This window comes from Brevundimonas sp. Leaf363 (assembly GCF_001424025.1).
Lineage (GTDB): Bacteria > Pseudomonadota > Alphaproteobacteria > Caulobacterales > Caulobacteraceae > Brevundimonas.
On the sequence record NZ_LMPZ01000002.1, the window covers coordinates 514,461 to 540,289 of the forward strand.

Annotated in this window: 27 protein-coding genes; 13 read left to right on the forward strand and 14 right to left on the reverse strand. The window is 68.6% G+C overall.

Annotated elements, in window-relative coordinates; translation table 11 throughout:
- Positions 1–17: 17 nt before the first annotated feature.
- On the reverse strand, positions 18–2,216 hold the full coding sequence (gene purL / locus ASG17_RS05490) for a phosphoribosylformylglycinamidine synthase subunit PurL (protein ID WP_056100275.1): 2,199 nt from the start codon (positions 2,214–2,216) through the stop codon (positions 18–20).
- Between the two features lie 95 nt (positions 2,217–2,311).
- On the opposite strand from purL, the gene ASG17_RS15410 reads away from it, so the two are divergent.
- The gene (locus ASG17_RS15410) at positions 2,312–2,461 is read left to right on the forward strand and encodes a hypothetical protein (RefSeq protein ID WP_156367736.1); all 150 of its coding nucleotides are present in this window, start codon (positions 2,312–2,314) and stop codon (positions 2,459–2,461) included.
- A complete protein-coding gene (locus ASG17_RS05495; protein WP_056100278.1) occupies positions 2,461–2,715 on the forward strand; it encodes a hypothetical protein in 255 nt (84 codons plus the stop codon). Before ASG17_RS15410 ends, ASG17_RS05495 begins: the two co-directional genes overlap by 1 nt.
- Here ASG17_RS05495 and ASG17_RS15745 read toward each other — a convergent pair.
- Positions 2,712–4,586 carry a DMT family transporter gene (locus ASG17_RS15745; RefSeq protein ID WP_235560365.1) on the reverse strand — a complete coding sequence of 625 codons (1,875 nt, stop codon included), beginning with the start codon at positions 4,584–4,586 and terminating at the stop codon, positions 2,712–2,714. The two genes, ASG17_RS05495 and ASG17_RS15745, sit on opposite strands and share 4 nt — an antisense overlap.
- A gap of 104 nt (positions 4,587–4,690) precedes the next feature.
- On the opposite strand from ASG17_RS15745, the gene ASG17_RS05505 reads away from it, so the two are divergent.
- The gene (locus ASG17_RS05505) at positions 4,691–4,921 is read left to right on the forward strand and encodes a hypothetical protein (RefSeq protein ID WP_056100281.1); all 231 of its coding nucleotides are present in this window, start codon (positions 4,691–4,693) and stop codon (positions 4,919–4,921) included.
- Between the two features lie 2 nt (positions 4,922–4,923).
- Here ASG17_RS05505 and purQ read toward each other — a convergent pair whose 3' ends face one another.
- Both purQ and ASG17_RS05515 read right to left on the reverse strand, forming a co-directional pair.
- Entirely contained in the window at positions 4,924–5,586 is a 663-nt protein-coding gene (purQ, locus tag ASG17_RS05510) for a phosphoribosylformylglycinamidine synthase subunit PurQ (RefSeq protein ID WP_056100283.1), read from the reverse strand.
- A gap of 31 nt (positions 5,587–5,617) precedes the next feature.
- Positions 5,618–6,811 carry an MFS transporter gene (locus ASG17_RS05515; protein WP_056100285.1) on the reverse strand — a complete coding sequence of 398 codons (1,194 nt, stop codon included), beginning with the start codon at positions 6,809–6,811 and terminating at the stop codon, positions 5,618–5,620.
- Positions 6,812–6,995: 184 nt separating this feature from the next.
- Between ASG17_RS05515 and ASG17_RS05520 the strand changes: the two genes are divergently transcribed.
- Entirely contained in the window at positions 6,996–8,180 is a 1,185-nt protein-coding gene (locus ASG17_RS05520) for a carbohydrate porin (protein ID WP_056100287.1), read from the forward strand.
- On the opposite strand, the gene ASG17_RS05525 is transcribed toward ASG17_RS05520, so the two are convergent.
- The 3 genes from ASG17_RS05525 to purC are packed head-to-tail and all read right to left on the reverse strand — an operon-like array spanning position 8,177 to position 9,684.
- On the reverse strand, positions 8,177–8,641 hold the full coding sequence (locus tag ASG17_RS05525) for a YbhB/YbcL family Raf kinase inhibitor-like protein (protein ID WP_056100289.1): 465 nt from the start codon (positions 8,639–8,641) through the stop codon (positions 8,177–8,179). The two genes, ASG17_RS05520 and ASG17_RS05525, sit on opposite strands and share 4 nt — an antisense overlap.
- Positions 8,642–8,689: 48 nt before the next feature.
- Complete coding sequence (gene purS, locus ASG17_RS05530; protein WP_056100292.1) at positions 8,690–8,926, reverse strand: phosphoribosylformylglycinamidine synthase subunit PurS; 237 nt, start codon at positions 8,924–8,926, stop codon at positions 8,690–8,692.
- Positions 8,926–9,684: a phosphoribosylaminoimidazolesuccinocarboxamide synthase gene (purC, locus tag ASG17_RS05535; protein ID WP_056100295.1), complete on the reverse strand. Its 759-nt coding sequence runs from the start codon at positions 9,682–9,684 to the stop codon at positions 8,926–8,928. The genes purS and purC overlap by 1 nt, the downstream gene beginning before the upstream one ends.
- A gap of 257 nt (positions 9,685–9,941) precedes the next feature.
- Between purC and ASG17_RS05540 the strand changes: the two genes are divergently transcribed.
- Entirely contained in the window at positions 9,942–10,265 is a 324-nt protein-coding gene (locus ASG17_RS05540) for a DUF1476 domain-containing protein (protein WP_056100298.1), read from the forward strand.
- 182 nt (positions 10,266–10,447) lie between these two features.
- On the opposite strand, the gene ASG17_RS05545 is transcribed toward ASG17_RS05540, so the two are convergent.
- From ASG17_RS05545 to purB, 5 genes are read right to left on the reverse strand one after another with little or no spacing between them, the layout of a single operon-like run.
- Positions 10,448–11,014: a fasciclin domain-containing protein gene (locus ASG17_RS05545; RefSeq protein WP_056100301.1), complete on the reverse strand. Its 567-nt coding sequence runs from the start codon at positions 11,012–11,014 to the stop codon at positions 10,448–10,450.
- Positions 11,015–11,051: 37 nt separating this feature from the next.
- Entirely contained in the window at positions 11,052–11,909 is an 858-nt protein-coding gene (gene purU / locus ASG17_RS05550; protein WP_056100304.1) for a formyltetrahydrofolate deformylase, read from the reverse strand.
- Positions 11,906–12,415: a DNA-deoxyinosine glycosylase gene (locus ASG17_RS05555; RefSeq protein ID WP_056100306.1), complete on the reverse strand. Its 510-nt coding sequence runs from the start codon at positions 12,413–12,415 to the stop codon at positions 11,906–11,908. Before ASG17_RS05555 ends, purU begins: the two co-directional genes overlap by 4 nt.
- A 10-nt stretch (positions 12,416–12,425) precedes the next feature.
- On the reverse strand, positions 12,426–12,611 hold the full coding sequence (locus ASG17_RS05560; protein WP_056100308.1) for a hypothetical protein: 186 nt from the start codon (positions 12,609–12,611) through the stop codon (positions 12,426–12,428).
- A 59-nt stretch (positions 12,612–12,670) separates the two neighbouring features.
- A complete protein-coding gene (gene purB / locus ASG17_RS05565) occupies positions 12,671–13,972 on the reverse strand; it encodes an adenylosuccinate lyase (RefSeq protein WP_056100310.1) in 1,302 nt (433 codons plus the stop codon).
- A 54-nt stretch (positions 13,973–14,026) separates the two neighbouring features.
- Here purB and ASG17_RS05570 point away from each other — a divergent pair, with 54 nt between their 5' ends.
- Complete coding sequence (locus ASG17_RS05570; protein ID WP_056103136.1) at positions 14,027–14,662, forward strand: glutathione S-transferase; 636 nt, start codon at positions 14,027–14,029, stop codon at positions 14,660–14,662.
- A gap of 92 nt (positions 14,663–14,754) precedes the next feature.
- On the forward strand, positions 14,755–14,877 hold the full coding sequence (locus tag ASG17_RS15915) for a hypothetical protein (protein WP_255353999.1): 123 nt from the start codon (positions 14,755–14,757) through the stop codon (positions 14,875–14,877).
- Here the strand turns inward: ASG17_RS15915 and ASG17_RS05575 are convergent, their stop codons facing one another.
- Both ASG17_RS05575 and ASG17_RS05580 read right to left on the reverse strand, forming a co-directional pair.
- Positions 14,878–16,551 carry a lytic transglycosylase domain-containing protein gene (locus ASG17_RS05575; protein ID WP_056100313.1) on the reverse strand — a complete coding sequence of 558 codons (1,674 nt, stop codon included), beginning with the start codon at positions 16,549–16,551 and terminating at the stop codon, positions 14,878–14,880.
- A 103-nt stretch (positions 16,552–16,654) separates the two neighbouring features.
- Positions 16,655–17,443: a uracil-DNA glycosylase gene (locus tag ASG17_RS05580; RefSeq protein ID WP_056103139.1), complete on the reverse strand. Its 789-nt coding sequence runs from the start codon at positions 17,441–17,443 to the stop codon at positions 16,655–16,657.
- Positions 17,444–17,639: 196 nt separating this feature from the next.
- Here ASG17_RS05580 and ASG17_RS05585 point away from each other — a divergent pair, with 196 nt between their 5' ends.
- The 6 genes from ASG17_RS05585 (at position 17,640) to glyS (ending at position 25,787) form a co-directional block, all read left to right on the forward strand.
- Entirely contained in the window at positions 17,640–19,292 is a 1,653-nt protein-coding gene (locus tag ASG17_RS05585; RefSeq protein ID WP_235560416.1) for an electron transfer flavoprotein-ubiquinone oxidoreductase, read from the forward strand.
- 55 nt (positions 19,293–19,347) lie between these two features.
- Positions 19,348–21,228 (forward strand): tetratricopeptide repeat protein, encoded by a 1,881-nt coding sequence (locus ASG17_RS05590; RefSeq protein WP_056100319.1) that lies wholly within the window; start codon positions 19,348–19,350, stop codon positions 21,226–21,228.
- An 8-nt stretch (positions 21,229–21,236) separates the two neighbouring features.
- Positions 21,237–22,106: a 4-(cytidine 5'-diphospho)-2-C-methyl-D-erythritol kinase gene (locus ASG17_RS05595; RefSeq protein ID WP_056100322.1), complete on the forward strand. Its 870-nt coding sequence runs from the start codon at positions 21,237–21,239 to the stop codon at positions 22,104–22,106.
- A 71-nt stretch (positions 22,107–22,177) separates the two neighbouring features.
- Entirely contained in the window at positions 22,178–22,690 is a 513-nt protein-coding gene (locus tag ASG17_RS05600; protein WP_056100325.1) for a hypothetical protein, read from the forward strand.
- Between the two features lie 80 nt (positions 22,691–22,770).
- Entirely contained in the window at positions 22,771–23,664 is an 894-nt protein-coding gene (locus ASG17_RS05605; protein ID WP_056100329.1) for a glycine--tRNA ligase subunit alpha, read from the forward strand.
- Complete coding sequence (gene glyS, locus ASG17_RS05610) at positions 23,664–25,787, forward strand: glycine--tRNA ligase subunit beta (RefSeq protein WP_056100331.1); 2,124 nt, start codon at positions 23,664–23,666, stop codon at positions 25,785–25,787. Before ASG17_RS05605 ends, glyS begins: the two co-directional genes overlap by 1 nt.
- Positions 25,788–25,829 lie beyond the last annotated feature (42 nt).

The following is a 25,829-nucleotide window of genomic DNA, read 5'->3' on the forward strand; positions in this document are numbered from 1 at the left end:
GCGGAGAGCGTGCCGTGTCAGCCCGCGATCCACTTCGGCAACCAGCCTTCGTGCCACTCGCGCAGGTGCTTGACCGGGATGCGGAACAGCTCGCCCGAGGCGAAGTCGCTGCCCGTGACGCGGCCGACGACCGAGGCGTGAAGGCCGGCTTCCTGGGCCCTGGCGATCAGGTCGGTTGGGTTCGAGACGGCGGTCAGATAGCGCGCCTGGTCCTCTCCGAAGAGGAAGATGTGGGCGTGGGTCGCCGAGGTGGCGTCCAGCTCGATGCCGACGTCCGAGGCCAGGGCGACGTCGGCTGCGGCGCCGATCAGGCCGCCGTCCGACAGGTCGTGGATGCAGGTCAGGTCGCCGCTCTCGATGAGCTCGCGCACGAAGTCGCCCGTCTTGCGCTCCAGCTTCAGATCGACCGGCGGCGGGGCGCCGTCCTCGCGGCCCAGCACTTCACGCAGGTACAGCGACGCGCCAAGCTCTCCGACCGTCTCTCCGATCAGCACCAGCACGTCGCCCTCGACCGCGCCGCCGAAGCCGGCGACCACGTCGTAGTTGGGTAGAAGGCCGACCGCGCCTACGGTGGGCGTCGGCGGAATGGCGACGCCGTTGGTCTCGTTGTAGAGGCTGACGTTGCCGCTCACGACCGGGAAGTCGAGCACGCGGCAAGCCTCGGCCATGCCGTCGATGGCGCGGACGATCTGGCCCATGATCTCGGGGCGCTGCGGGTTGCCGAAGTTCAGGTTGTCGGTGATGGCGATGGGGCGGCTGCCGACGGCGGTGAGGTTACGCCAGGCCTCGGCCACGCACTGCTTGCCGCCCTCATAGGGGTCGTTCTGGACGTAGCGCGGCGTGCAATCGCTGGTGACGGCCAGACCCTTGTCGGTGCCGTGCACGCGGACCACGCCGGCGTCGGCGCCGGTGGCCGAGTCCTGCAGGGTGTCGGCCATGACGTGGCGGTCGTACTGTTCCCAGATCCAGCGCTTCGACGCCATGTCGGGACAGGCGACGACCTTCAGCACCGCATCGGCCCAGTTCTCGGGCGCGGGGATGGCGCTGTGGTCCAGTTTAGGCTGCAGCGTCGGCTGGACCCAGGGGCGGTCGTAGAGCGGGGCGTCGTCGAACAGGGGCGCCAGCGGCACGTCGCACACGGTCTCGCCGTGGTGTTTCAGGACCAGGCGGCCGGTCTCGGTGGTCATGCCGATGACGGCGGCGTCCAGGCCCCACTTCTGGAAAATTCGGTAGCCATCCTCCTCGCGGCCGGGCTTCAGGACCGCCAGCATCCGCTCCTGACTTTCCGACAGCATCATCTCATAGGCCGACATGCCGGTTTCGCGCTGGGGGACCCTGTCCATGTTCAGCTCGATGCCCACCCCGCCCTTGCCGGCCATCTCGACCGAGGAGGAGGTCAGGCCGGCGGCGCCCATGTCCTGGATCGCGGCGACGGCGCCGGACGCCATCAGCTCTAGCGTGGCCTCGATCAGCAGCTTCTCGGCGAAGGGATCACCGACCTGCACGGTCGGGCGCTTCGATTCCGACTCATCGTCGAACTCGGCCGAGGACATGGTCGCGCCGTGGATGCCGTCGCGGCCGGTCTTGGAGCCGAAATAGACCACCGACAGGCCGGGGCCGGGGGCCGCCGAGTAGAAGATGCTGTCGGCCCTGGCCAGGCCCACGCACATGGCGTTGACCAGAATGTTGCCGTTGTAGCCGGCGTGGAAATTGGTCTCGCCCGCCACGGTCGGCACGCCGACGCAGTTGCCGTAGCCGCCGATGCCGGAGACGACGCCGGTAACCAGACGCCGGGTCTTCTCGTGGCTGGGGTCGCCGAAGCGCAGGGCGTTCAGCAGGGCCACGGGGCGCGCGCCCATGGTGAAGACGTCGCGCATGATGCCGCCCACGCCCGTCGCCGCGCCCTGATAGGGCTCGATGTAGGAGGGGTGGTTGTGGCTCTCCATCTTGAAGATGCAGGCGTCGCCGTCGTCGATGTCGATGACGCCGGCGTTCTCGCCCGGGCCGCAGATCACGCGGGGGCCGGTGGTCGGGAATTTGCCCAGATGGATCTTGGACGATTTGTACGAGCAGTGCTCGGACCACATGACCGAGAAGACGCCCAGCTCGACGTGATTGGGCTCGCGGCCCAGCCGGTCCAGCACGACCTGATACTCGTTCGGGGCCAGGCCGTATTCGGCGGCCAGTTCGGCCATGGTCTTTTCGAGAGCGCTCATGGGCGCGCTTTAGCCGGACTCGGCTCCAGTGTCAGCCTGTGCGGAGGGGAACGGGCGGCGGCGCGGCGGATTTCCTCTGCAACAGGAGAGACCGCATGACATCGCAACCCATCGACCCCGCCGCCACGCCCGAAGAGACCGACGCGCCCGAGATCGCAGCGGACGACGTCGGCGCCTCGGCCCTAGCGGAAAAGGCCGGCAAGTCCGGCCAGCCCCACGAGGGCGAAGACGGGGAGGGCGTGTGATGAGCCGCACGCCCGGCCCCACCGCGCCCACCCCCGCCGACGGCCAGCAGATGGACCGCTCCAACGACCCCGCCCTCACGGCCGAGATGGACGCAGCCGCGCCGGAGGCGGCGTTGGCCAGCCGGCGTCAGCGTCTGACGGGCTCCGCGGCAGGGGTCGGCAGCGTCGGCTTTGACGAAACGGGCGCGTTCGACGTCGGCGCCGGCGACGATCCGCGCGAGGCGGACGACGACGCGACGCCATTCCCGCGCTAGCGCTCCACCCGGCGGCTGTGGGCGACGACAATGGCCGCCGACAGGATCAGGGTGACGCCCAGGGCGATCGCGGCGGCCAGACCCAGCGGCGGATTACGGTCAGACTCGGCCGAGGCCACGCCAAACAGGCCCCACGCGATGGGGAGCGTGTAGGCCATGACGCGCAACCGCCACGTCACGGCCAAGGCCGCAGCACTAACGGCGACGACGGCCAGGATCGCCCAGATTGTCGGTGAGACGGCGGTGGGCAGCTCTCCATTGCCGGTGAGGATGGTCAGAAGGTTGACCGGCGCCGCGATCGACAGCCAGCCCGCCAGCAGGGTCAACGGCCAGACCACCAGCCAGCGCTCACGCGACCCCAGGCGAAGCGACTGGATACGCCCGCCCTCCGCCAACAGCGGAACCAGAAGGACGATCGCCGATCCGAAGATCAGAGCCACCGTGGCCCATTCCCAATCGAAGGCCGCAGCCACGATCCAGACGCCGATGCCGAGCAGGGCGAGCGCGGACGGCCATCCCAGACGGGCCATCAGCGGACTGTCGCTGGTCTGCGGCAGAACCTGCCGGACCGCATAAACCGCGAGCCACAAATAGATCACGCCCCAGATGGCGAAGGCGAAGCCGGCGACCTTCAACGTCGCGTCGCTGTCTGCGGCGAATTCCGACGGCGTCTGGCCCCAGCCCATGACCATCTGAAGCTGGGCGATGACGATCGCGAAAACCGTCGCGATGAGGATGACGATGCTGCGGCGTTGTTTCGGTGTGTCCACGACGGAGTCCTGTGAAGTCCTGCTGCGGCCTGAACGCACGACGGAGCTCTTCGGGACTGACGGCTTGTTCGTCTTGCGCAGCTTTTCGATCACAGCGTTGTTTTTCCGCGCCGCCTGCGCCCACACCTCGGCCATGACGGCGAAGGCCTCGTCGACGCCGATCTCGGCGGAATCCTCGGTCTCGGGGTAGGCGCTGAAATCATCGTCGAACAACGTCGCCTGGTCGGGGAACCAGCTGCGGCGGACCGCTTCGTTGCTGTCACGGAAGGCGTCGCAAAAGGCCTGGGCGTCCGCGCGGGCCGGACGGCGCCCCTGGCCGCCGCCCTTCACATAGCGCTGCAGGGCGCCGCGCGCCGGGTTGGATCGACCATCGACGAAGAGTGGAATGAAGGCGTTCATGCGCCGCAGAAACTCCTGACGTTCGCGGCTGAGGCTCTCGTTCGGGCGGGACGCGGGTTCCTCGGCGACGACGCCCAGAAGGCCGGCGAAATCCTGCACGACGGAAAAGTCGTGTCGGGCGTCGCGGTCGAACAGGCGCACGGTCAGCCTCTCGCGCCCGAAGACGGTGCTCCAGCGCGTCAGCAGCGCGTCATAGTCGTAGAAGGTCGTGTTGATCTGGTCGGGGTTCAGCACGCTGGCGCGCGTCTGCCCGGCGCGAAGGGCCGTCGAATAGAGACTGGTCGCGACCCGGTCCTGACGCCGCAGATAGACAACCACCTGAACCTGATCAAACAACGGCTGCAGCAGGTCATGCAGCGCCTGCACCTCCGCGATCGTGGTCAGGCGGCTGTGGCAGTGCTCGCTGGAAAAGATGATCGTCTTGTCCGCATGGCCCTCCGCCTCTCGCGCCAGAGCTTTCGCGAAACTGGTGCGGAAGCCCGCGACGTCGGCCGGCGTCCGCAACCCTTGCCGCATGCGGACGTCGTCGATGATCTGAGGGTCACGGGCGTAGGCGCAGAGCCGCGTGTTGTTCGGCCGACCGGCGGCCTCGCAGTAGCGATAGCCCGCCTGGGCCAAGACGCTGTCGGCCTGATTCAGCCAGGACTGGATCGCCGTGCTGCCGGTCTTTTCGGTGCCTATGTGCAGGATCGCGCGTCGCATTGTGCTTGGCCGTAGTGGCTCGCCGGCCCGGCGGCAACGCATCTATTGCGGAACTGGCGCACCGGGCGTGGGTTTGATCTGGTCTGGAACACCGGAGCACCGCCATGGCCGACACCGACACCCCGACTGACAACCCGCACTTCGAGACCGATACGGTCGACGCCAATCTGGCGATCGAGCGCGGGCAGGGCATCGGCGCTCGCGAACTCGCCGCTCAGCGAGATCCCGGCGGCGTGGTGACGGCTGATGAAGACGAGGACGCGGTCGATCAGTCAGAGGCCGGCGAAGGACTGGCGGACGACGATCAACAGTTGGGATCGACCAGCGACGCCTGACGTCAGGCCGCGGCCATGACGCTGCGGAACAGGATCGCGCCATCGGCGGAGCCCAGCTCGGCCTCGAAGGCGCGATCCGGGTGGGGCATCATGCCCAGGACATTGCCGCGCGCGTTCTGGATGCCGGCGATGTCGGCGACCGACCCGTTAGGGTTATCGACGTAGCGGAAGACGACCTGCCCCTCGCCTTCGATGCGGGCCAGGGTCTCTGGATCGGCGAAATAGTTTCCGTCGCCGTTGCCCTGGGTCATCACGACTTCGCTCTGGCCCTGGTAGCCGGCGGTGAACCGGGTCTGCGCATTGGCGACGGTAAGGCTGATGGGCTTGCAGACGTATTTCAGGCCCGCGTTGCGCAGCAGGGCCCCCGGCAGCATCCCGGCCTCGCACAGAATCTGGAAGCCGTTGCAGATCCCCACGACGGCCACGCCCTTGTCGGCGGCCTGCCTGATCGCGCCCATGATGGGCGACTGAGCCGCCATGGCCCCGCAGCGCAGGTAGTCGCCGTAGGAAAAGCCGCCCGGGATGACGATCAGGTCGAGATCTTCGGGCAGGTCCGTCTCGGCGTGCCAGACCATGCTGACCGGCTCGCCGGTCGATCGCTCGACGGCGACCTTGCAGTCGCGATCGCAGTTGGAACCTGGATAGACGATGACGGCGGCGCTCATGGCGCGCGCTTAGCAGGGTTCGCGCGCGATGTCAGCGCGTCGCGTCCAGCCGGTACGACACGAACCAGATCGCCGCCCCGCCGAGCGCCAGAGCGACGCCGACCCACGCCGATGAAGTCCAGCCGAAGCCCGCGGCGATGGCCAGGCCGCCGAGGAACGGGCCCAGCGCATTGGCGGTGTTGAAGGCTGAGTGGTTCAGAGCGGCGGCCAGGGTCTGGGCCTCGCCGGCGACGTCCATCAGTCGCGTCTGCAGGACGGACCCCAGGCCGCCCGTACCGCCGATCATGACCACCACGACCAGCATGGCGGGCAGGTGTGGAGCCGCGAAGGGATAGAGGGCCATCGAGATCGCACTGAGCAGCAGCAGGCCCACGGCGGCGCGGTAGCCGAAGCGGTCGGCGGCCCATGCGCCGATCAGATTGCCGGCGAACATACCGGCGCCGAACACGGCGAATACCCAAGGCATGACCTGCGCCGACACGCCCGTCACTGCCGTCAGGGTCGAGGCCAAGAAGGCGTAGACGGCGAACATGCCGCCGAAGCCGATCGCGCCGACACCCAGGGTCAGCCAGACCTGGGAGCTTTTCAGCGCGGCCAGTTCCCGCATCGGGCTGGCGCCGGCCTCGGCCGGGTCGCGAGGCGCGAACAGGGCGACCACCAGCATTGTGACCAGAGCGCAGAAGGCCGCGCCGGCGAAAGCCCAGCGCCAGCCGAAGGCGTGACTGACCGCTGTGACGATGGGCACGCCCACCACGGTTGCGACAGTCAGGCCCATCAGCAGGGTGGATACGGCCCGCGCGCGATACCGGAGAGGCACGACCGAGGCGGCGACCAGGGCCGCGACGCCGAAGTAGGCGCCGTGCGGCAGGCCCGCGAGAAAGCGGAAGGCCAGAAGCCAGCCGTAGGTCGGCGCCAAGGCGCTGAGCCCATTGCCGATGGCGAACAGGGCCATGAAGGCGATCAACAGGATCCAGCGCGGATAGCGCGCGCCCGCCACCGCCAGCAGCGGCGCCCCGACCACGACGCCGGCGGCATAGGCGCTGATCACATGGCCGGCCGTCGGTGCGTCGACGCCCAGACCCGCAGCGAAGTCGGGCAGGACGCTCATGGCCGCGAACTCGGCGATGCCGATGGCGAATCCGCCCATGGCCAAGGCGCCGAGCACCAAGGCGACGGCTCCGCGCGATCGGCTGGGAGCGGAGTGGATCAGGGCGGCCTGGGTCATGTTGCAGTGCACACTAAACAGCGTTCATGGCGCCGCAAGGGCAAGATCGCCGGCAGCGCATTTTCTCTCACTGCAAGCGCTGGCGGTCAGGCGCTGGCTCCTATCGGCAGTAGATCTTGGCCCGATCCTTCGGACCCACGATCAGCCGATACTCCGCCTGGAAGCGGATAGGATTTGGCGGCTCATGGGCGTCTTCTTCAGAGCGGGCGCGTCCGGCGCCGTCGGCGTGCTTCTCTCGGCCTCTCCGGTGTGGGCGGAGCGACTGGACGAGCCCGGCGAGCCGGTCTGGACCTGGGGTTCCGCCTATACGGCCGACGTCATCGGCGTAGTCGATGGCGCCCCGTCGCGCGCGGGTCGATTCCTGGACAATCTGGACGTCGCGCTGGACGGCGACCTGGACCGGCAGTTCGGATGGCGCGGGGCCCGCGTCCACGTCAGCCTGTTGGCTAATGGCGGCGGGCAACCGAACGCCGTGGCCCAGACCCTGGAGGGGATCGACAATATCGAGGTGGGAAGCCCCGGCGTGCGTCTGTACGAAGCCTGGGTCAAACAGACGCTGGCCGGGGGGCGGGGCTCCGTGCTCGCCGGCCTTTATGACGTCAACAGCGAGTTCTACGTCACTGCGGCGTCCGACCAGTTGATCGCCCCGCCGTTCGGCATCGGCTCGGAGCTGGCGGCCACCGGGCCGAACGGCCCGGCCATCTTCCCATCGACCTCTTTGGCGGTCCGTTTCCGTCTCGGCGATCCAGAAGGGCGCTACGCTCAGGTCGCGGCGGTCAATGCGCAGGCGGGCACGCTCGGAGACGACGGCGGCGTCGATACGACCTTGGACCAGGGCGTGCTCTACCTCGCCGAGGCCGGCTGGTCCGGCCCCGTCAGGGTCGCTGTCGGCGGGTGGCGTTACAGCGAGGGCCAAGATGACATCCGCGACGTGCTGCCCGGCGGTGACCCCGCGCTGAGCCACGCCCAGGGAGCATATGCGGTCGTGGAGGGCACGCTGTTCGAAGCCGAAGACCAGCCCACGATTCGCGCCTTCATGCGGCTGGGCGTTTCGGACGGAGATACGACGCTGTTCTCAGGGGGATGGCAGGCCGGCCTTCGCGTCGACTCCGTCCTCGCCGCCCGCCCCGCCAGCACGCTCTCGCTCGGCTTTCACGAGGGCGTTCTGTCAGACAAAGCGCGCGCCAACGCTAGAGAGGCCGGGGTCCGTTTCGCCAGGGCGGAGGGGGGAATCGAGCTGACCTATGCGGACACGTTCGGCCCCGTCACGCTGCAGCCGAACCTGCAGTGGATCTACAATCCAGGCGGCGACGCAGACCGCGACCCCCTGCTGACGGCGGGGGTCCGGCTGATCCTTGCGCTACACTAGGCCTTGGTCTCGTAGGTCGCCGTGACCGAGGCCTTGGCCAGCGTGTGGAAGTGCAGGTTGAAGCCGTAGACGGCGCCGGAATCGTCGGGTGTGACTTCCAACGTGTTCGTATCCACGGCGAAGACCGTGAAGATATAGCGGTGCGGCCCGTGTCCCGGCGGCGGGGCGGCGCCGCCGAAACCGGCCTTGCCGTAGTCCGTGCGGCCTTCGACGGCGCCCGACGGGACCGGGCCCCCGGTCGGCAGTTCACTGACATCGGCGGGGATGTTCGCCACCGTCCAGTGCCAGAAGCCCGATCCTGTCGGCGCATCGGGGTCATAGACGGTGACGGCGTAGGACTTCGTTCCCTCCGGCGCACCGGACCAGGCCAGATGCGGCGAGGTGTTCCCCAGCGCCTTCACCTGTGCATCCGGAAGCACGCCGCCATCGGTGATGTCGTTGGAGGTGAGGGTGAAGGTCATGGTCGGCTCCTGAATGCTGAGAACCGAACGATCCTTCGACCGACCGGTTCAGTCGACCTCGATCCGGTAGCTCTCGATCACCGTGTTTGCGAGCAGGGTCTCGCACATCTTCTTGGCCTCGGCGGCCGGATCGGCCGCGCCGGCCAGGTCGAACTCGATCAGCTTGCCGACGCGGGCGTCGGAGACGCCTGGCCATCCGAGACCCCTGAGCGCGCCCTCGACGGCCTTGCCCTGAACGTCCAGGACGCCGGGCTTCAGGAAGACGTGGATCTTGACCTTGGCCATCAGTGCAGCCCGCCCTGAATGACCGTGGGCATGGCCTTCATGATGCCGAGGCGGCGGGCCACTTCGGTGTAGCTTTCGATGACGTTGCCCAGATCGCGGCGGAAACGATCCTTGTCCATCTTCTCGCCTGTCGTGGAGTCCCACAGGCGGCAGCTGTCGGGGCTGATCTCGTCGGCCAGGATGACCCGCGCGAAGTCGTTCTCCCAGATGCGGCCGAACTCGATCTTGAAGTCCACCAGGGTGATGCCGACGGCGCCGAACATGCCCGACAAATAGTCGTTCACACGGACGGTCATGGCCAGGATGTCGTCCAGCTCCTGGGTGCTGGCCCAGTTGAAGGCCGTGATGTGCTCTTCGGTGACCATCGGGTCGTTGAGCTCATCCTTCTTGTAGTAGAATTCGATGATCGAGCGGGGCAGCGGCGTGCCTTCCTCGATGCCGAGCCGCTGGCTCATGGAGCCGGCGACGATGTTGCGGCACACGACCTCCAGCGGGATGATCTCGACTTCGCGGATCAGTTGCTCGCGCAGGTTCAGGCGCTTGATGAAGTGGTTGGTCACGCCGATGCCGTTCAGGCGCGACATGATGAACTCGCTGATCTGGTTGTTCACCACGCCCTTGCCTTCGAGGACCGCCTTTTTCTGGGCGTTGAAGGCCGTGGCGTCGTCCTTGAAGTACTGGATCAGGGTGCCGGGTTCGGGACCCTCATACAGGATCTTGGCCTTGCCCTCGTAGATCTTCTTGCGCTTGGTGTTCATCGTCGTGTCCTAAACACCCGGCCGCGCCGAAAACAAAAAACGCGCGGCCAGAGGCGGGTCTGGGCGGCGCGATCCGGAATCAGGCTGGCGGAAGGGTCGTCTGGGCTGTCCTTAGCGGAATCGGCACGACGACACAAACCACGCACAGGCCGCGACCGCGGCGGTCGCGATGTCATGTTGCGTTCATCGGGCGGCGAGCTATAGACGGCCGCTGCCAGAACCCAATCGTTCGGGCGAACGGAGCTTTCGAGACAGAAATGACGACCTTCGACGATCGGGAACGGGCCTTTGAGTCCAAGTTCGCCCTCGATCAGGAGCAGGAGTTCAAGGCTGTCGCGCGCCGGAACAAGCTGCTGGGCCTCTGGGCGGCCGAGAAGATGGGTCTGTCGCCGGACAGCGCCGAGGAATACGCCAAGGCGGTCGTGCGCGCTGATTTCGAACAACCGGGCGAAGAAGACGTCTTCCGCAAGGTAGCGGGCGATTTCGAGGGGTCTGGCCTGACCGTCTCGGAAGGCGAGATCCGCCGCAAGATGGACGAGCTGGGCTCCCTGGCGCGGGATCAGATCCGCTCCGGCGAATAAGCGCGAGGCCGCCGCCGGCCTCTTTCACTTTCAGTCTCGATTACAATGCGATGTGGCCCAAAAGTGAAAGGGCCGCACTCGGGGGAAAGTGCGGCCCTTAGATCCGGGGGCTTGGGGGGAAGCCTCACCCGGTGTCTTTTGCGTCTTGCGCATTGTGGAAACGGCGACTGCGCCAATTGGTTTCAGCCGCTGGGCGAATTTTTTTGAAGCGCCGTTCCGAGGGTGTGGAAGACGCCGTTGGCGCTGGCTTCGTCGGGTTCCGCGATGGTCGCGATCGCGCCCGACCCATCCATGATCGTCAGCCGTCCGTCGCGGAACGCGACCTTTAGCGCGCCGCCTTCCACGGTGGTTAGATCAAAGACGCCGCCCGCCGCCGTCGCCCGCGCGGCCAGATCCGCCGTGGTCAGGCGGCCAGGGATGATGTGGTAGGTGATCAGCGCGCGCAGCGCGTCGCGGTTCTCTGGCTTCAGCAGCGGCTCCCGCTGCTCGACCGGCAGTTTGGCGAAGGCGTCGTTGGTCGGCGCAAAAACCGTCCACGGGCCGCCTGACCGCAGCAGGGGCTCGGCGCCCGCCGCGGCGGCCGAATCGGTGAAGGTCGTCAGGTCGGGTCGCGCGGTCATGCCGCCCCACACAGTCGACGTGGGCTGTGGCTGCGCGACGGGCGGAGCGGACGGCTGAGACGGCGCGGCCTCGCGCTCGCAGGCGGCGAGAGCGCACAGGACGGCCAGCAGGATGGGGGCGCGGGTCATGCGGCCTTAACGACCGACAAACCGCAATGGCTCCGCTTCAGTCGCCGAAGACGACGGTGCGTGCGCCGTGCAGCAGAACGCGGTCCTCCAGATGGCTGCGCACCGCACGGGCCAGGACGCGGCGCTCGATGTCGCGCCCTTTGCGGATCAGGTCGTCCGGCGTGTCGCGGTGGCTGATGCGCTCCACGTCCTGGGCGATGATCGGGCCTTCGTCCAGATCGCCGGTGACGTAGTGGGCGGTGGCGCCGATCACCTTCACGCCGCGCGCATGGGCCTGATGATAGGGCTTGGCGCCCTTGAAGCCCGGCAGGAAGGAATGGTGGATGTTGATGCAGCGCCCCGCCAGCTTGCCGGCCAGGTCGTCGGACAGGATCTGCATGTAGCGCGCCAGGACGACCAGCTCGGTCCCCGTTTCATCGATCAGCGCCAACAGCTGCGCCTCCTGCTCCGCTTTCGCGTCTGCATCGGCGGAGTTCTTCAGCGGCATGTGGTGGAAGGGCAGGTCGCCCAGCTCTACGTGACCGATCATGTCGCGGGGATGGTTGGAGACGATAGCCGTCACCTCCATGGGCAGCTCGCCGATGCGCAAGCGGTACAGCAGGTCGGCCAGGCAGTGGTCGAACCGCGAGGTCAGGATCATCACCCGTCGCGCTTCGGGCCCGCGCAGCGTCCAGTCCATTTCGAAGCGCGCGGCCAGCGCAGCGAAGGCGTCGCGCAGGGCATCGGGCGTATCGCCCTCGGCCGGGTCGAAGACGACGCGCATGAAGAACTTAATGTCTGTCGTGGCGTCGCCGAACTGCTGGGCGTCAGAGATGTTCGCGCCGCGTTCGAGCAGGAAGGTCGAGACGGCCGCGACGATGCCGCGGCGGTCGGGACAGGACAGGGTCAGGATCATGGATGGCGTCGGTCGGGGAGGAAGGCGGCGAGAACAGCCCAGCTTTCCGCCTTCCAGGCAAATGGTTTCGTCAGGGCGGGGCTGGAGGAGGGCAGGTCGATGAGCGTCAGGTCGGACCGATCACCGAGGATGCGACGACCCAGCTGCGCCGCCTTGCCGCCGTTGAAGGCGACGGCGCGCAGGTTCGGCAAGGTGGCGATCAGGCCGGGCAGGTCGGCGTGGACGGGCAGGCGGATGGCGGTGTCCAGGCTGCCCGTCCGCTCGGCCGAGGCGATGACGTCCCACAAACCGACGCCGCGCGCCTTCAAGCGTTCAAGCCGGTGGGCGTAAGGCTGCTGCGCCAAATCCTCGCCAAGAACGCCGCCGATCAGTCGCCACAAGGCGTTCTGCGGGTGGGCGTAGTATTGTGCGGCTTTCAGCGAGGCATCGCCCGGCAGGCTGCCGAGTATTAGAAGGCGGGTATCAGGCGTGACGACCGGCGGGAAGTGACTGGCCCGCTCGGTCATGCGGCGGCGTTCAAGCGCGGTTGGGCCATTTCGAATAGGCAAAAACGAACAACGCAACGAGGTTGAAGATCGGCACCATGTAGAGCAGCGCCCACCAGGGGCTGAACCCGGCCTTCTTGAGGACCTGCCCAATTGGAAACATCGGCGCCAGCGTGATCAGGATGATCAACCAGTGCCAGATCGACATCGAACCCATGACGCGCCTCCCTATCGTCGAACGACGATATCAACGCGCCGAAGTTGTGCAATGCCGACTTATCCCTCGCCGAACACCCGCGCGAACACCGTGTCCACGTGCTTGGTGTGGTAGCCGAGGTCGAACAGGGCTTCGAGCTGGGCTTCGGGCAGGGTGACGCGGGCGTCGGCCTTCAGGAAGTCCAGGAAACGGCCCTCGCCGCGCCAGACCCTCATGGCGTTCTCCTGCACCGCCGCATAGGCGTCCTCGCGCGAGACGCCCGCCTGCGTCAGGGCCAGCATGACCCGCTGCGAGTGGACCAGGCCGCCCAGCAGGTCGATGTTCTTCTGCATGTTCTCCGGATAGATGTTCAGCCGCTCGACCACGTTCGCCAGCCGATGCAGGGCGAAGTCCAGGTGGATGGTGGCGTCCGGGCCGATGCCGCGCTCGACCGACGAGTGGCTGATGTCCCGCTCATGCCACAGGGCGACGTTCTCCATTGCCGGCACGACGGCCGAGCGGACCAGACGGGCCAGGCCGGTCAGGTTCTCGGTCAGGATCGGGTTGCGCTTGTGCGGCATGGCTGACGAGCCCTTCTGGCCCTTGTCGAAGAACTCCTCGGCTTCGAGGACCTCTGTGCGCTGCAGGTGGCGGATCTCGACGGCCAGGCGCTCGACCGAGGAGGCGACGACGCCCAGGGCCGAGAAGAAGGCGGCGTGGCGGTCGCGCGGGATGACCTGGGTCGAGACCGGCTCGACGGCCAGACCCATCTGGTCGGCGACATAGGCCTCAACCGCCGGATCGACGTTGGCGAAGGTGCCCACCGCGCCGGAGATGGCGCAGGTGGCGATCTCTTCGCGGGCGGTCAGCAGGCGGCGTTTGGCGCGCTGGAACTCGGCATGATAGCCGGCCAGCTTCAGACCGAAGGTGATGGGTTCGGCGTGGATGCCGTGGCTGCGGCCGACTTCCGGCGTGAACTTGTGCTCCTTGGCGCGGGTCTCCAGCGCCGCCAGCACGCGGTCGACGCCTTCGACCATCAGGTCGGCGGAGCGGGCCAGCTGGACCGCGAAACAGGTGTCCAGCACGTCCGACGAGGTCATGCCCTGGTGCAGGAAGCGTGCTTCCTCGCCGACGATTTCCGACACGTGAGTCAGGAATGCGATGACGTCGTGTTTGGTGGTGCGCTCGATCTCGTCAATGCGGTCGGCGTCGAACGTCGCGTCCTTACCCTTGGCCCAGATGGCGTCGGCGGCTTCGGTCGGGATGACGCCCAGCTCGGCCATCTTGGTGGCGGCATGCGCCTCGATCTCAAACCAGATCTTGTACTTGGTCTCTTGCGACCAGATGGCGACGGCGGCGGGACGGGAATAGCGGCTGATCATGGGCGCGGGTAAGAAAGCGATGGGACGCCTGAGTCAAGGTTGAGGGGGATGAAGATGGAGCTTCTGATCGGACCGCGCCGGGTGTCGACATGGTCGCTGCGGCCGTGGCTGGTGCTGAAGCGCGCGGGGGCGGCGTTCACGACGCGCGATGCCCGCTATGCGAGCGAGGAAGACCGGGCGGCGCTGCGGGCGGTGTCGCCGTCGGGCTATGTGCCGGTCCTGACCGTGGCCGGCGAGCAGATATGGGATTCGCTGGCCATCTGCGAGTGGGCGGCCGAGCGATATCCGGGGCTGTGGCCTGTGGATGCGACGGCGCGGGCGCTGGCGCGGTCGGCGTGTTCGGAGATGCATTCGGGATTCCAGGCGATGCGGAACCTGTGCGGGACGGCGCCGGACCGACCACTGGTTGAGGCGGGCATCCGGTTCGAGACGCCGTCCGATCCGGCGCTGACGCGCGATCTGGATCGAGTGGTGGGGCTGCTGGGCCAGATGCGGCGGCCGTTCGGGGACGGCGGCGAGTGGCTGTTCGGCGACTGGTCGATCGCCGACGCCTTCTTCACTCCGGTGGCGGCGCGGTTCCGGCTCTATCAGATCGATCCGGTCGATCACGGCGACGACGGCGAGGTGGACGCCTATCTGAAGCGCCTGCTGGCCCAGCCGGATTATCTGGAATGGTCGGTGGCGGCCTAACGCCGGTTAACCGAACGCGGTGACGCCAGTTTAAGCGGAACGGATGCAGGGTGTGGCGGTTAGGGCTGCGACCGCCCGCAGGGAGACCGCTGATGACGACCAAAGTTCTCGCTGCTGCGGCCCCGCATGCACAGCGGTCCCCCGTACTCGGTTACGGCCTTGCGGCGCTTGTCAGCGGCTGCGTCTGGACGCTGCTGCTGGCCACCCTGCTGTAGTCAGCGCGTTCCGACCGGCGGAGCGACCGCGGCGACCTCCATCGACGCCGGCTGGACCGGTGCGGGAGGGGGCGCGACGTAGTCCAGGCTGATCGGTATGGCGGTGGCGCCCGATGCAACCGCGTCCAGAGTGTTCAGCGGTCCGCCGAACATACGCTGGTAGATCCAGTAGGCCGCAACGACCTTTTCGACATAGTCGCGCGCCTGGGGGACATCGATCGTCTCGATGAGCAGCAGGGGATCGGCGTCCGGGCCCAGCTTGCGCACCGCCGCGACCATTGGGCCGGGACCGGCGTTGTAAGACGCCACGGCCCGCAGCAGGTCGCCCTGAAGCGCCGGCATCTGCAGCACGCGGTTCACATAGACCTGGCCGAGCCGCAGGTTGGTCGCCGGCTGGAACAGGCGTTCGGGATGGGCGATGAAGTCGCGGTCGCCCGTCATCTGGGCCGCCGTGCCCGGCATCACCTGCATCATGCCGTAAGCGCCAACGCCCGAGCGGGCCGAGGCGTTGAAGCCGGTTTCCTTGCGGGCGATCGCGTAGACCAGGGCGCGTTCGATGGTGAAGCCGCCCTCGGGCTCCAGCACCGGGGTGGGATAGCGGGTCGCGTCGATGGTGGCGGCTTCGGCGCCGCCCGGCGTGCGCGGCCCGAGCGCGCGGGCCAGGGCGGTCCACAGGCGGCGGGCGTTGCCCTCGGTCGCGGTGCGGATGCCGGTGCGCAGTTCGGCTTCGGCGTCCTGTCGACGGCCGACCTCGAAGAAGGCGACCGAGCGTTTGGCGCGGGCGTCGGACTGCACGAAGGCTTCCAGCTGGCGGGCGTCAACGCCTGCCTCGGTGTTGCTGTCGGCGGTGAAGCTGGCGCGTTGCAGGCCGCCGGGCTGGTAGGGCGTGGGGCCCTGGTTCTGGATCGTGGGCTCGATGCCCAGCTGACGCAGCGCGATCTGCCCATAGAAGGTGGCGGGCCATTGAGCGGCCTGCTGAAGGTAGGGCGTGACGCGATCCTGATGCCCGACGCGTAGGGCGGCGCGAGCAGCCCAGACGCCGGCCCCGGCGCGGACCCAGGCATCCTGGGTGGGATCGTCGGCGACCCGGTCGAAGGCTTCGAGCGAGGCTTGGAACTGGTTCAACCGCCAGGTGGCGAGCCCGACCGTCCACCAGTCGCCGCTGTCGCGGCCCTTATCGACGGCGTCGGTCAGGTCGTCGTTGTTGTAGGCGATGCGCGCTTGCTTGGCGGGGTCTTCCGGATCGGCGCCACCGCCCGGCGAGACTATGTTCCAGGTGCGAGAGATCAGGGTGACGGGCCGGGGCGGGGGCGCCGCGCCGTCGGGCTGGCGGCGCAGGGCCAGATTGTAGACGCGCCCGGCGCACGGCATGTCCGCATAGTCGTTCAGCCAGGCCACCAGCTCGTCATAGGTGACGCTGTAGTCGGCGTGGAACATCCGCTCGAACTCGACCTGACCCAGCAGCACACGGTCGTGGGCGGCGCGGGCGGCCGCGCGCGCGGTCTCCAGATCACCCCGGCGAAGGGCGTCGAAGGCGGTGGTGTAGTTTATGCGATCCGCGCTGCTGAGGGCCGTCGGGGCTTCCATGGCGCGCGCACCCGCGGGCGCACCCAGCATCAGGGCCGATACAAGACCCAGCGTCAGCGCGAGGTTCGCGCGGCGAAACAACACCATACAGGCGGCCCCCTCGGCGGCGTCATCCCCTGTCTCGATTCAGGAGCGACGCACTTATCGATCGGTCGTCAATCCAGAACCATGCCGGAATCCGGGGCTTTTCTCAACCGGCGGTCAGGCGATCCGCCAGCGACAAGATGTCCTGCCAGGCCTGTCGCTTGAACTGCGGCTGTCGCAGCAGGAAGGCGGGATGCAGCGTCGCCATGGCGGGAGCGGAGACGCCGCCTTCGGCCAGTCGCCACTCGCGCCACTGGCCGCGCGCCTTCATCACGCCCTCGTCGGACTGGAGCACCGCCTTGTTGGCGGCAGCCCCGACCAGCAGCACCAGCTTTGGCTGAAGCAACGTCAGCACGCGTTCGAGGAAGGGCTGGCAGATGGCCTGTTCCTGGGGCGTGGGTGTCCGATTGCCGGGCGGGCGCCAGTAGACGGTGTTGGTGATGAAGACCTGATCGGTCAGGCCGCCGGCGGCCAGCATCCGATCGAGCAGCCGGCCCGCCTCCCCGACGAACGGCTTGCCCTGGGCGTCCTCGTCCGCGCCCGGCGCCTCGCCGATGACCAGGATCGGCGCCTGGGGGTTGCCCCGCGCGAAAACGGCCTTCGTCGCGCCCATGCCGACCAGCGGGCAGCCCCGGAAACCGGCGACGGCGGCTTCCAGTGCTTCGAGACTGTCGGCGGCGGCGGCCAGGGCGCGGGCCTCGGCGATGGCGTCGGGGTTCGCCGCACCGGGCGGAGGCGCGACCGAGGCGGTCGCGCGGGCGATGGCCTTGACTACGGGCGGCGGCGCCATCTGGGTGCGGTCGATCGGCGCGTCCAGATAGCAGGCGTCCACACCGGCTTCCGACCAGAAGGCCAGCAGGCTTTCCAGCGCGCGATCGGACGGGAGGGTTTGCATCTCCATAGGTGAGGGATGGATATGCCTTGACCGCCGTTGCGTCACGTCCCGATAAGCAGGCGACGGAACAAACACCACAAAGTTGGGGACGATGGCCGAGGAAGCGATCGAGGGCGGCGCGCAAACGCCGGCCCAGGAAGCCATTCTGGACAACCTGCCGCCGCTGGAGGCGCTGCAGGGCGTCGAGCGCGAGGTGATGGAATATGACCTGGTGATCGTCGGCGGCGGTCCGGCCGGCCTGTCCGCCGCCATCCGCCTGAAGCAGCGCGCAGAGGCCGAGGGCCGCGAGGTCAGCGTCGCCGTGCTGGAGAAGTCGGCCGAGGTAGGGGGGCATATCCTGTCGGGCGCCGTCATCGATCCCAAGGCGCTGAACGAGCTGTTTCCCGACTGGAAGGAACGCGGCGCGCCTCTGGAGACCCCGGTCACCAAGGACCGCTTCATGCTGCTCGGGCCGCAGGGGCAGGTCAGCCTGCCGATGGCACTGATGCCGCCGATCATGCACAACGACGGCTGCTACATCGCCTCGCTGGGCAATGTGACGCGCTGGCTGGGGGAGCAGGCCGAGGCGCTGGGCGTCGAGGTCTACCCCGGCATGGCCGCCAGCCATGTGGTCTGGGAAGAAGAGACGGGCCGGGTGAAGGGCGTCGTCGCCGGCGTCTTCGGCATCGACAAGCACGGAGCCCCGACCGGCGACTTCCAGCCGGGGATCGAGCTGCACGGCAAGTACGTCTTCATCGCCGAGGGCGTGCGCGGCTCGCTGGCCAAGACCATCATGGCCCGCCACAACCTGTGCGACACCGCCGAGCCCCAGAAGTTCGGCATCGGCCTGAAGGAGCTGTGGCAGGTCCCGGCAGAGAAGCACCAGTCGGGGCTGGCCCAGCACACCACCGGTTGGCCGCTCGACGAGCACACCGGCGGCGGCAGCTTTATGTACCACTTCGGCGACCGCTACGTGGCCGTCGGCTATGTGGTGCACCTGAACTACAAGGACCCGTTCCTGTCGCCGTTCGACGAGTTCCAGCGGTTCAAGCATCACCCCGCCATCGCCGAACACCTGGAGGGCGGAACGCGCATTTCCTATGGCGCGCGAGCCATCACCGAGGGCGGCTATCAGTCGGTGCCGAAGCTGTCGTTTCCCGGCGGCGTTTTGATCGGCTGTTCCGCCGGCTTCGTGAACGTGCCGCGCATCAAGGGCAGCCATAACGCCATGAAGACCGGCATGCTGGCCGCCGACGCCGCCTATGAGGCGCTGAAGGCCGGTCGCGAGGGCGACGCCCTGGTCGAATACCAGGCTGCCTATGAGAAGAGCTGGGTCGCCAGGGAGCTGAAGCTGGTCCGCAACGCCAAGCCCTATCTTTCGAAGTTCGGCACCACGATCGGCGGGGCGCTGGGCGTCGTCGAGATGTGGCTGGGCTCGATCACCGGCCTGACGGTTCCGTGGACGATGAAGCACGGCAAGACCGACGCGAAGGCGACCGGCTTGGCCAAGGACTACAAGCCGCGCGTCTATCCGAAGCCGGACGGCAAGCTGTCGTTCGACAAGCTGTCCAGCGTGTTCATCTCGAACACCAACCACGCCGAGGAACAGCCGGCCCACCTGAAGCTGCTGGACCCGACCGTGCCGATCCGGGTGAACCTGCCGAAATACGGCGAGCCGGCGCGGCTTTACTGTCCGGCGGGGGTCTATGAAGTGGTCTATGCGGATGAGGTGGCGCAGACCGATCCGCGCTTCGTCATCAACGCCCAGAACTGCGTCCACTGCAAAACCTGCGACATCAAGGATCCGTCGCAGAACATCGTCTGGACGACGCCCGAGGGCGGCGGCGGACCGAACTATCCGAACATGTAGGGGGTGAGGCGCGGCGGCTCTTGCAGGCCGCCGTCAAACCCGCGAGGGTCGAGACATGACGTCTCGCCGCCTCCCGCTTCTTCTCGGTTCGTGCATCGCGGCTCTGCTGCTGACCAGCCCCGTCTTGGCGCAGGACGCGGCGCCCGTCGCGGCGCCTGTAGAGACGCTACCCGCCATCCTGCCGGCCGAGCCGACGCCCGCGCCGGCGGACGTCTCCCCGATGCCGGCGGCTGATGATGAAGACGGCGGACCGGCCAACGGCGGCCCGGAGCTGCCCGCGCTGGAGGAGCCCGCCGCGCCCGCCATTCCCGCGGTCTGGGCGCCCGTGCCGCGCGACGCGCAGGGCGCCTCGGCCTATGGGCTGTATCTCGCCGGGCGGGTCGCCCTGGCAGGAGGCGTCGGCGAGGAGGGGGCGACGCTGCTGGCCCGCGCCCAGGCCCTGACGCCCGAGCAGCCGACCGTGACCGAACAGGCTTTCATCGCCGCCTTGATGTCCGGCGACATGGGCGTGGCCGGGCGCACGGCTCCGACCGACGCGACCGCCGCGCCGCTGTTCGTCGAGACCGGCAAGCTGGTGCGCGCGGTTCAGGCGTTTTCAACCGGCGATGCGCGCGGCGCCTATGCCCAGCTGAAGCAGCCGATCGGTCAGCCGCATATCGGCGTGGTCCTGTTGTTGAAGCCGTGGGTGGCGGGCGCGGCGGGCGACTGGCGCGCGGCCCTGGCCGAACCGCCGACGGGGCTGGACCCGGTTTCGTCGGCCTTCGCGCGCGCCAACCGGGCGCTGCTGCTGGAGATGCGCGGTCGGACGGCCGACGCGGAGACCGAGTTCAAGGCGCTGTCGGAGCAGCCCGGCGCGGGCGCCCTGTTCAAGATTCCCTACGGCGAGTTCCTGGAACGGCGCGGACGGCGCGCGGAGGCGCAGGCTGTCTATGAGGCCGCCATCGCGGGCGGTCAGAACGACGTGCCCACGCATCAGGCGCTGCGCCGCGTACGGGACGGCGGCGCGGCGCCCGCGGCCCCGACCCTGAAGACCGGCGCCGCCCTGGCTCTGACCACGGCGGCGGCCCAGGCCTCGGTGGCGCGATCGAACGAGGTGGCCGTCGTCTATCTGCGGCTCGCGCTGAACCTGGATCGCGATCCTGAGGTCCTGTACCGCCTGGGTCAGACGCTGAGCCGCGCGGGCCTGACCGGACCGGCGCAACAGGTGCTGAACCAGATCACGCCGCGTGACAGCCTGCTGTACGCCGCCGCGCGTCTACAGCTGGGGCTGGCGGCCGAGGCGGCCAAGGACAATGAAACCGCTCTGGCCCGCTTGCGCGAAGCTGCCGCGGCCGCGCCCGACGACGCCGTGATCGCCCGTGTCCTGGCCAGCCAGCTGCTGAACATGAAGCGGTTCGACGAGACGCTGGCGGTGCTGGACAGCCCGCTGCTGAACACCGGCGAGCAGGATCCGGACGTACGCTTCATGCGCGGCGCCGCCTATGAGGCCAAGGGCCGGATCGAGGACGCTGAGGCCGAGCTGTGGGCCGCCTTGCAGGCCGAGCCGAACAGCGCCTCGGTGCAGAACTATCTCGGCTATCTATGGGTGGATAAGGGCCTGCGGGTCGCGCAGGGCGCTGAACTGATCGCGCGCGCCCACGCCTCCCAGCCGGATGACGGCAACATCCAGGACTCGCTCGGCTGGGCCCAGTATCGCCAGGGTCAGTATGACACGGCGGTCGAGACGCTGGAGGCGGCGGTCGCCAAACTGCCGGCCAATCCCGAGATCAACGACCACCTGGGCGACGCCTATTGGCGCGTCGGGCGCAAACGCGAGGCCGGCTTCCAGTGGCGGCGCGTCCTGACGCTGGACCCTGACGCGGAACAGAGGGCCGCCGTCGAACGCAAGCTGGCCGAGGGTCTGACCGAGGCGCCCGCCGCCGGCGCCCAGCCCTGAGGCCTGGCGTGTCGCTGACCGCCTTCGCGCCGGCCAAGGTCAATCTGCTGCTCCACGTCGGCCCGCCCGGCGCGGACGGCTTCCACCCGCTGGTCAGCCTGGCGGCGTTCGCGGACGTTGGCGACCGGCTGAGCGTGATCGAAGGCGGCGCGCCGGGCCTGACGGTCGGCGGGCGGCTGGCCGGCGAGGCGCCGGCGGGGCTGGACAATCTGGCGCTGCGGGCCGTGACCGATCTGGCGGCGGCACTGGGGCGGCCGCAGGACCTGTCGATCCGACTGGACAAGGAACTGCCCATGGCGGCCGGGCTGGGCGGCGGCTCGGCCGATGCAGCGGCGGCCCTGCGGTTGGCGGCGCGGGCCTGGGGCGTCGCGATCGACGATCCGCGCCTGCTGGCGGTGGCGGAGGGCTTGGGGTCCGATGTGCCGATGTGTCTGGTCTCGCGGCCCGTCTGGGGCGAGGGGCGTGGAGAAGTTTTGAGCGCGGCCGACTGGCTGCCGCCGCTTCACGCCGTACTGGTCAACCCTGGCGTCGCCTCGCCGACCGGGCCGGTCTACCGCGCCTATGGCGCCGATCCGCGCCCGCTGGATGCGCGGCCGGAGCGGCCCGCCGACCGGTCGTTCGCCGGTCTGATCGACTGGCTGGGCCGACAGCGCAACGACCTGGAACCGCCTGCGGTTCGGCTGGAGCCAGCGATCGCAACGGCCGTCAGCGCTGTGCGGGCCGACCCGGACGTGGCGATGGCCCGCATGTCCGGGTCCGGCGCCACCGTCTTCGGGCTGTGCGGAGATGCAGACGCGGCGGCGGCTGCGGCGGACCGGATGTCGCGGCCAGAATGGTGGGTGCGCGCCTGCGTGCTCGGGGCGCCGAAGGGAACCTGACGGCCGGGCCGGGCCTTGATTGGGCAAGTCGGACAATCCCGATCGCAGTGCGGTCGAACCAGGAGCCCATCATGCGCCTCGCCCTCATGACCAGTGTCGCCGCCGCCTCGACCCTGACGGCCGGCGCCGTCGCTGCCCAGGACGCCATGTCCGCCACGACCCCGGCGCCCGCCGGGATGAACGCCCCGAGCGGCGAGCAGGCCGAGACGGTCACCACGGTCGCTTCGCCGCCCGTTCATAACCCGACGGACGGTCAGGTGGACGGCATGCCGGGCGCCAGCGCGCCTTCGGCCGAGCCGGAGATGCCGGCCATGCCGGCGTCCAGCGAGGCCATGACGCCGCCGCCCGCGCCGACCCCTATGACCACCACCGATCCCGCGACCATGGACCTCAACGCGCCGAGCGGCATGCCGGCCAGCACGGTCACGACCGTCGCCTCGCCGCCCGTGCCCAATCCGACCGATGGTCAGGTGGACGGCATGGCGGACCCCAACGTGCCCAACCCGCCGGTCCTGCCGGACGCGGACGGCATGGAGACCGACAATCAGCCCGACACGGCCACCCCGCCCGCGCCGCAGGGCTGATCGGCTTGACGCCCCGGCGTGTATGAGGCCAAGGACGGCGGGCCCGAAACGGCCCGCCCATTCCTCGCCCAGAGCCCGCCTTGCCCGCCTCCGACCAGCCGCTCGCCTTCCAGGACCTGATCCTGACGCTCCATCGCTATTGGGGCGATCAGGGCTGCGCCATCCTGCAGCCCTATGACATCGAGGTCGGGGCCGGCACCTTGCACCCCGCGACGGTGCTGCGCGCGCTGGGCCCGCGCCCGTGGAAGGCCGCCTATGTCCAGCCCAGCCGCCGCCCCGGCGATGGTCGCTATGGCGAAAACCCCAATCGGCTGCAGCACTATTACCAGTATCAGGTGATTTTGAAGCCGAACCCCGACGACCTGCAGGCCCTGTATCTTGGCTCGCTGGAAGCCATCGGCATCGATCCGAAACTGCACGACATCCGCTTCGTCGAGGACGACTGGGAGAACCCCACCGTGGGCGCCTGGGGCCTGGGCTGGGAAGTCTGGTGCGACGGGATGGAGGTGACGCAGTTCACCTATTTCCAGGGCGTCGGCGGCATCGAGGTGGACGTGGTCTCCGGCGAGTTGACTTACGGCCTGGAGCGTCTGGCGATGTATGTCCAGGGCGTTGATAATGTTTACGATCTGAAGTTCACCAAGGAGGGGCTGACCTATGGCGAGGTCTTCCTGGAGAACGAGCGCCAGCAGTCAGAGGCCAACTTCCACGGCTACGACGTGGACGGTCTGAAGCGGCGGTTCGAAGACATGGTGGCCGAGGTGTCGCGCCTGCTGGCCATGAAGGGCCCGCAAGGCCAGGCGCTGGTTCTGCCCGCCTACGACCAGGTGCTGAAGGCGTCGCACCTGTTCAACCTGATGGACGCCCGCGGCGCCATCGCCGTCGCCGAACGCCAGAGCTACATCGGCCGCATCCGCGACCTCTGTAAGGCCTGCGCCCTGGAATGGGTCGAACAGGAAAGGGGGCGCGTCTGATGCCCCAGCTTCTTCTTGAAATCTTCTCCGAGGAAATCCCCGCGCGGATGCAGCAGGGCGCCGCGCGCGATCTCGAGCGGATGGCGACCGAGCGGCTGAAGGCGGCGGGTCTGACGTGGGAGGCGCTGACGACGTTCGGCGGGCCGCGGCGGCTGACGCTGGTGGTCGAGGGACTGCCGGCGGCGACGGCGGACGTGGAGGAGGAGCTGAAGGGCCCGCGCGCCTCGGCGCCGCCCCAGGCGCTGGAAGGCTTCCTGCGCAAGACCGGCCTGGCGCGCGAGCAGCTGGAAGACCGCGACGGCGTCCTGTTCGCGGTGATCCGCCGCCAGGGCCAGTCGACCGCCGCCATGATCCCCGAGATGGTCGACCAGATCATCCGCGCCTTCCCCTGGCCCAAGTCGATGCGCTGGGGCACGGGCACGCTGCGCTGGGTGCGGCCGATCAAGCGCATCCTCGCCCTGTTCGACGGGGCGGTGGTGCCGTTCGACATCGACGGCATCCAGAGCGATGCCCTGACCGAGGGCCACCGCTTCATGGGCTCGGGGGAGGTGCTGCGGGTCAGCGACTTCTCCGACTATCGCAGGCAGCTGGAGACGAATTACGTCCTGGTGGACGTGGCGGATCGCAAGCTGCGCATCCTGGAACAGGCCAAGGCGGCGTGCGCCGAACGCGGCCTTAAGCTGGTCGATGACGACGGCCTGCTGGACGAGGTGGCGGGCCTGGCCGAATGGCCGACGCCGATCGCGGGCGATATGGACCCGCAGTTCCTGACCCTGCCGCCGGAGGTCATCCGGCTGTCGATGAAGGTGCACCAGAAGTATTTCGCGGTGCGGCCCGCAACGTCGACACCCTCTACGCTCGATGCGGACCAAACCTCCACGTTCGTAGAGGTTTCACAGCGGCTGGCGCCCAATTTCGTCGTGGTAGCCAACGTCGAGGCGACGGACGGCGGCGAGGCGCTGGCGGCCGGCAACAGCCGCGTTTTGTCGGCCCGCCTGAACGACGCCCGCTTCTTCTGGGACGAGGACCAGAAGGTCGGCTTCGACGCCTGGCTGGAAAGGCTGAAGGGCGTCACTTTCCACGCCAAGCTGGGGACGATGGCCGAGCGGGTCGAGCGCATCGCCGCCTTGGCCCGCGAGATCGCCCCGCTGGTCGGCGCCGACCCGGACAAGGCCGCCGAGGCCGCGCGCCTTGCCAAGGCCGACCTGGCCTCGGGCATGGTGGGCGAGTTCCCGGAACTGCAGGGGATCATGGGCGGCTACTACGCCCGCGCCTTCGGCCTGCCGCACGACATCGCCGATGCCGTGCGCGACCACTACAAGCCGCAGGGCCCGGCCGACACCGTGCCGACCGCGCCCCTGACGGTGGCGGTGGCGCTGGCGGACAAGCTGGACACCCTGGTCGGCTTCTTCGCCATCGACGAAAAGCCGACGGGGTCGAAGGATCCGTTCGCGCTGCGGCGGGCGGCCTTGGGCGTGATCCGGCTGATGCTGGACAACGACATTCGCCTTCCCATCGGCGAAACGACGATTTTGGTTCACTGGGCGCACGGCACGCTGGGTCCGCACTGGCATCGACTGCTCGACGAAGGCTCGCTGAAGTACGACGTGCAAGACTTCTTCGCCGACCGCCTGAAGGTCCTGCTCCGCGATCAGGGCAAGCGCCACGACCTCGTGGACGCCGTGTTCGCGCTGGGCGACGACGACCTCGTCCGCATCGTGCGGCGGGTCGAGGCGCTGGACGCCTTCCTCGCCACCGACGACGGGGCGAACCTGCTGGCCGGCTACAAGCGGGCGTCCAACATCTTGCGCGCCGAGGCCAGGAAGGGCGAGGTGCCGACCGGCATGATCCAGACCGGCCTGCCGGGCCAGCCGGAAGCCGAGACCGCCCTGGCCTTCGCCGTCGCATCCGCCGATGGGCAGGTACGAGACGCGGTCGAGGCCGAGGACTACGCCGCGGCCATGACGGCGCTGGCGGCCCTGCGCGGTCCGGTGGACGCCTTCTTCGAGGGCGTGATGGTCAACTCCGACGTGGCGGCCGAGCGGGACAACCGGCTGAAGCTGCTGGGTCAGGTGCGAGATGTGACGAACCGCGTGGCGGACTTTGGGCTGATCGGGGGGTAGGGGGCCGCCGCGCCTCCCACAAAGCCGAAAGGCGGCCTAAGC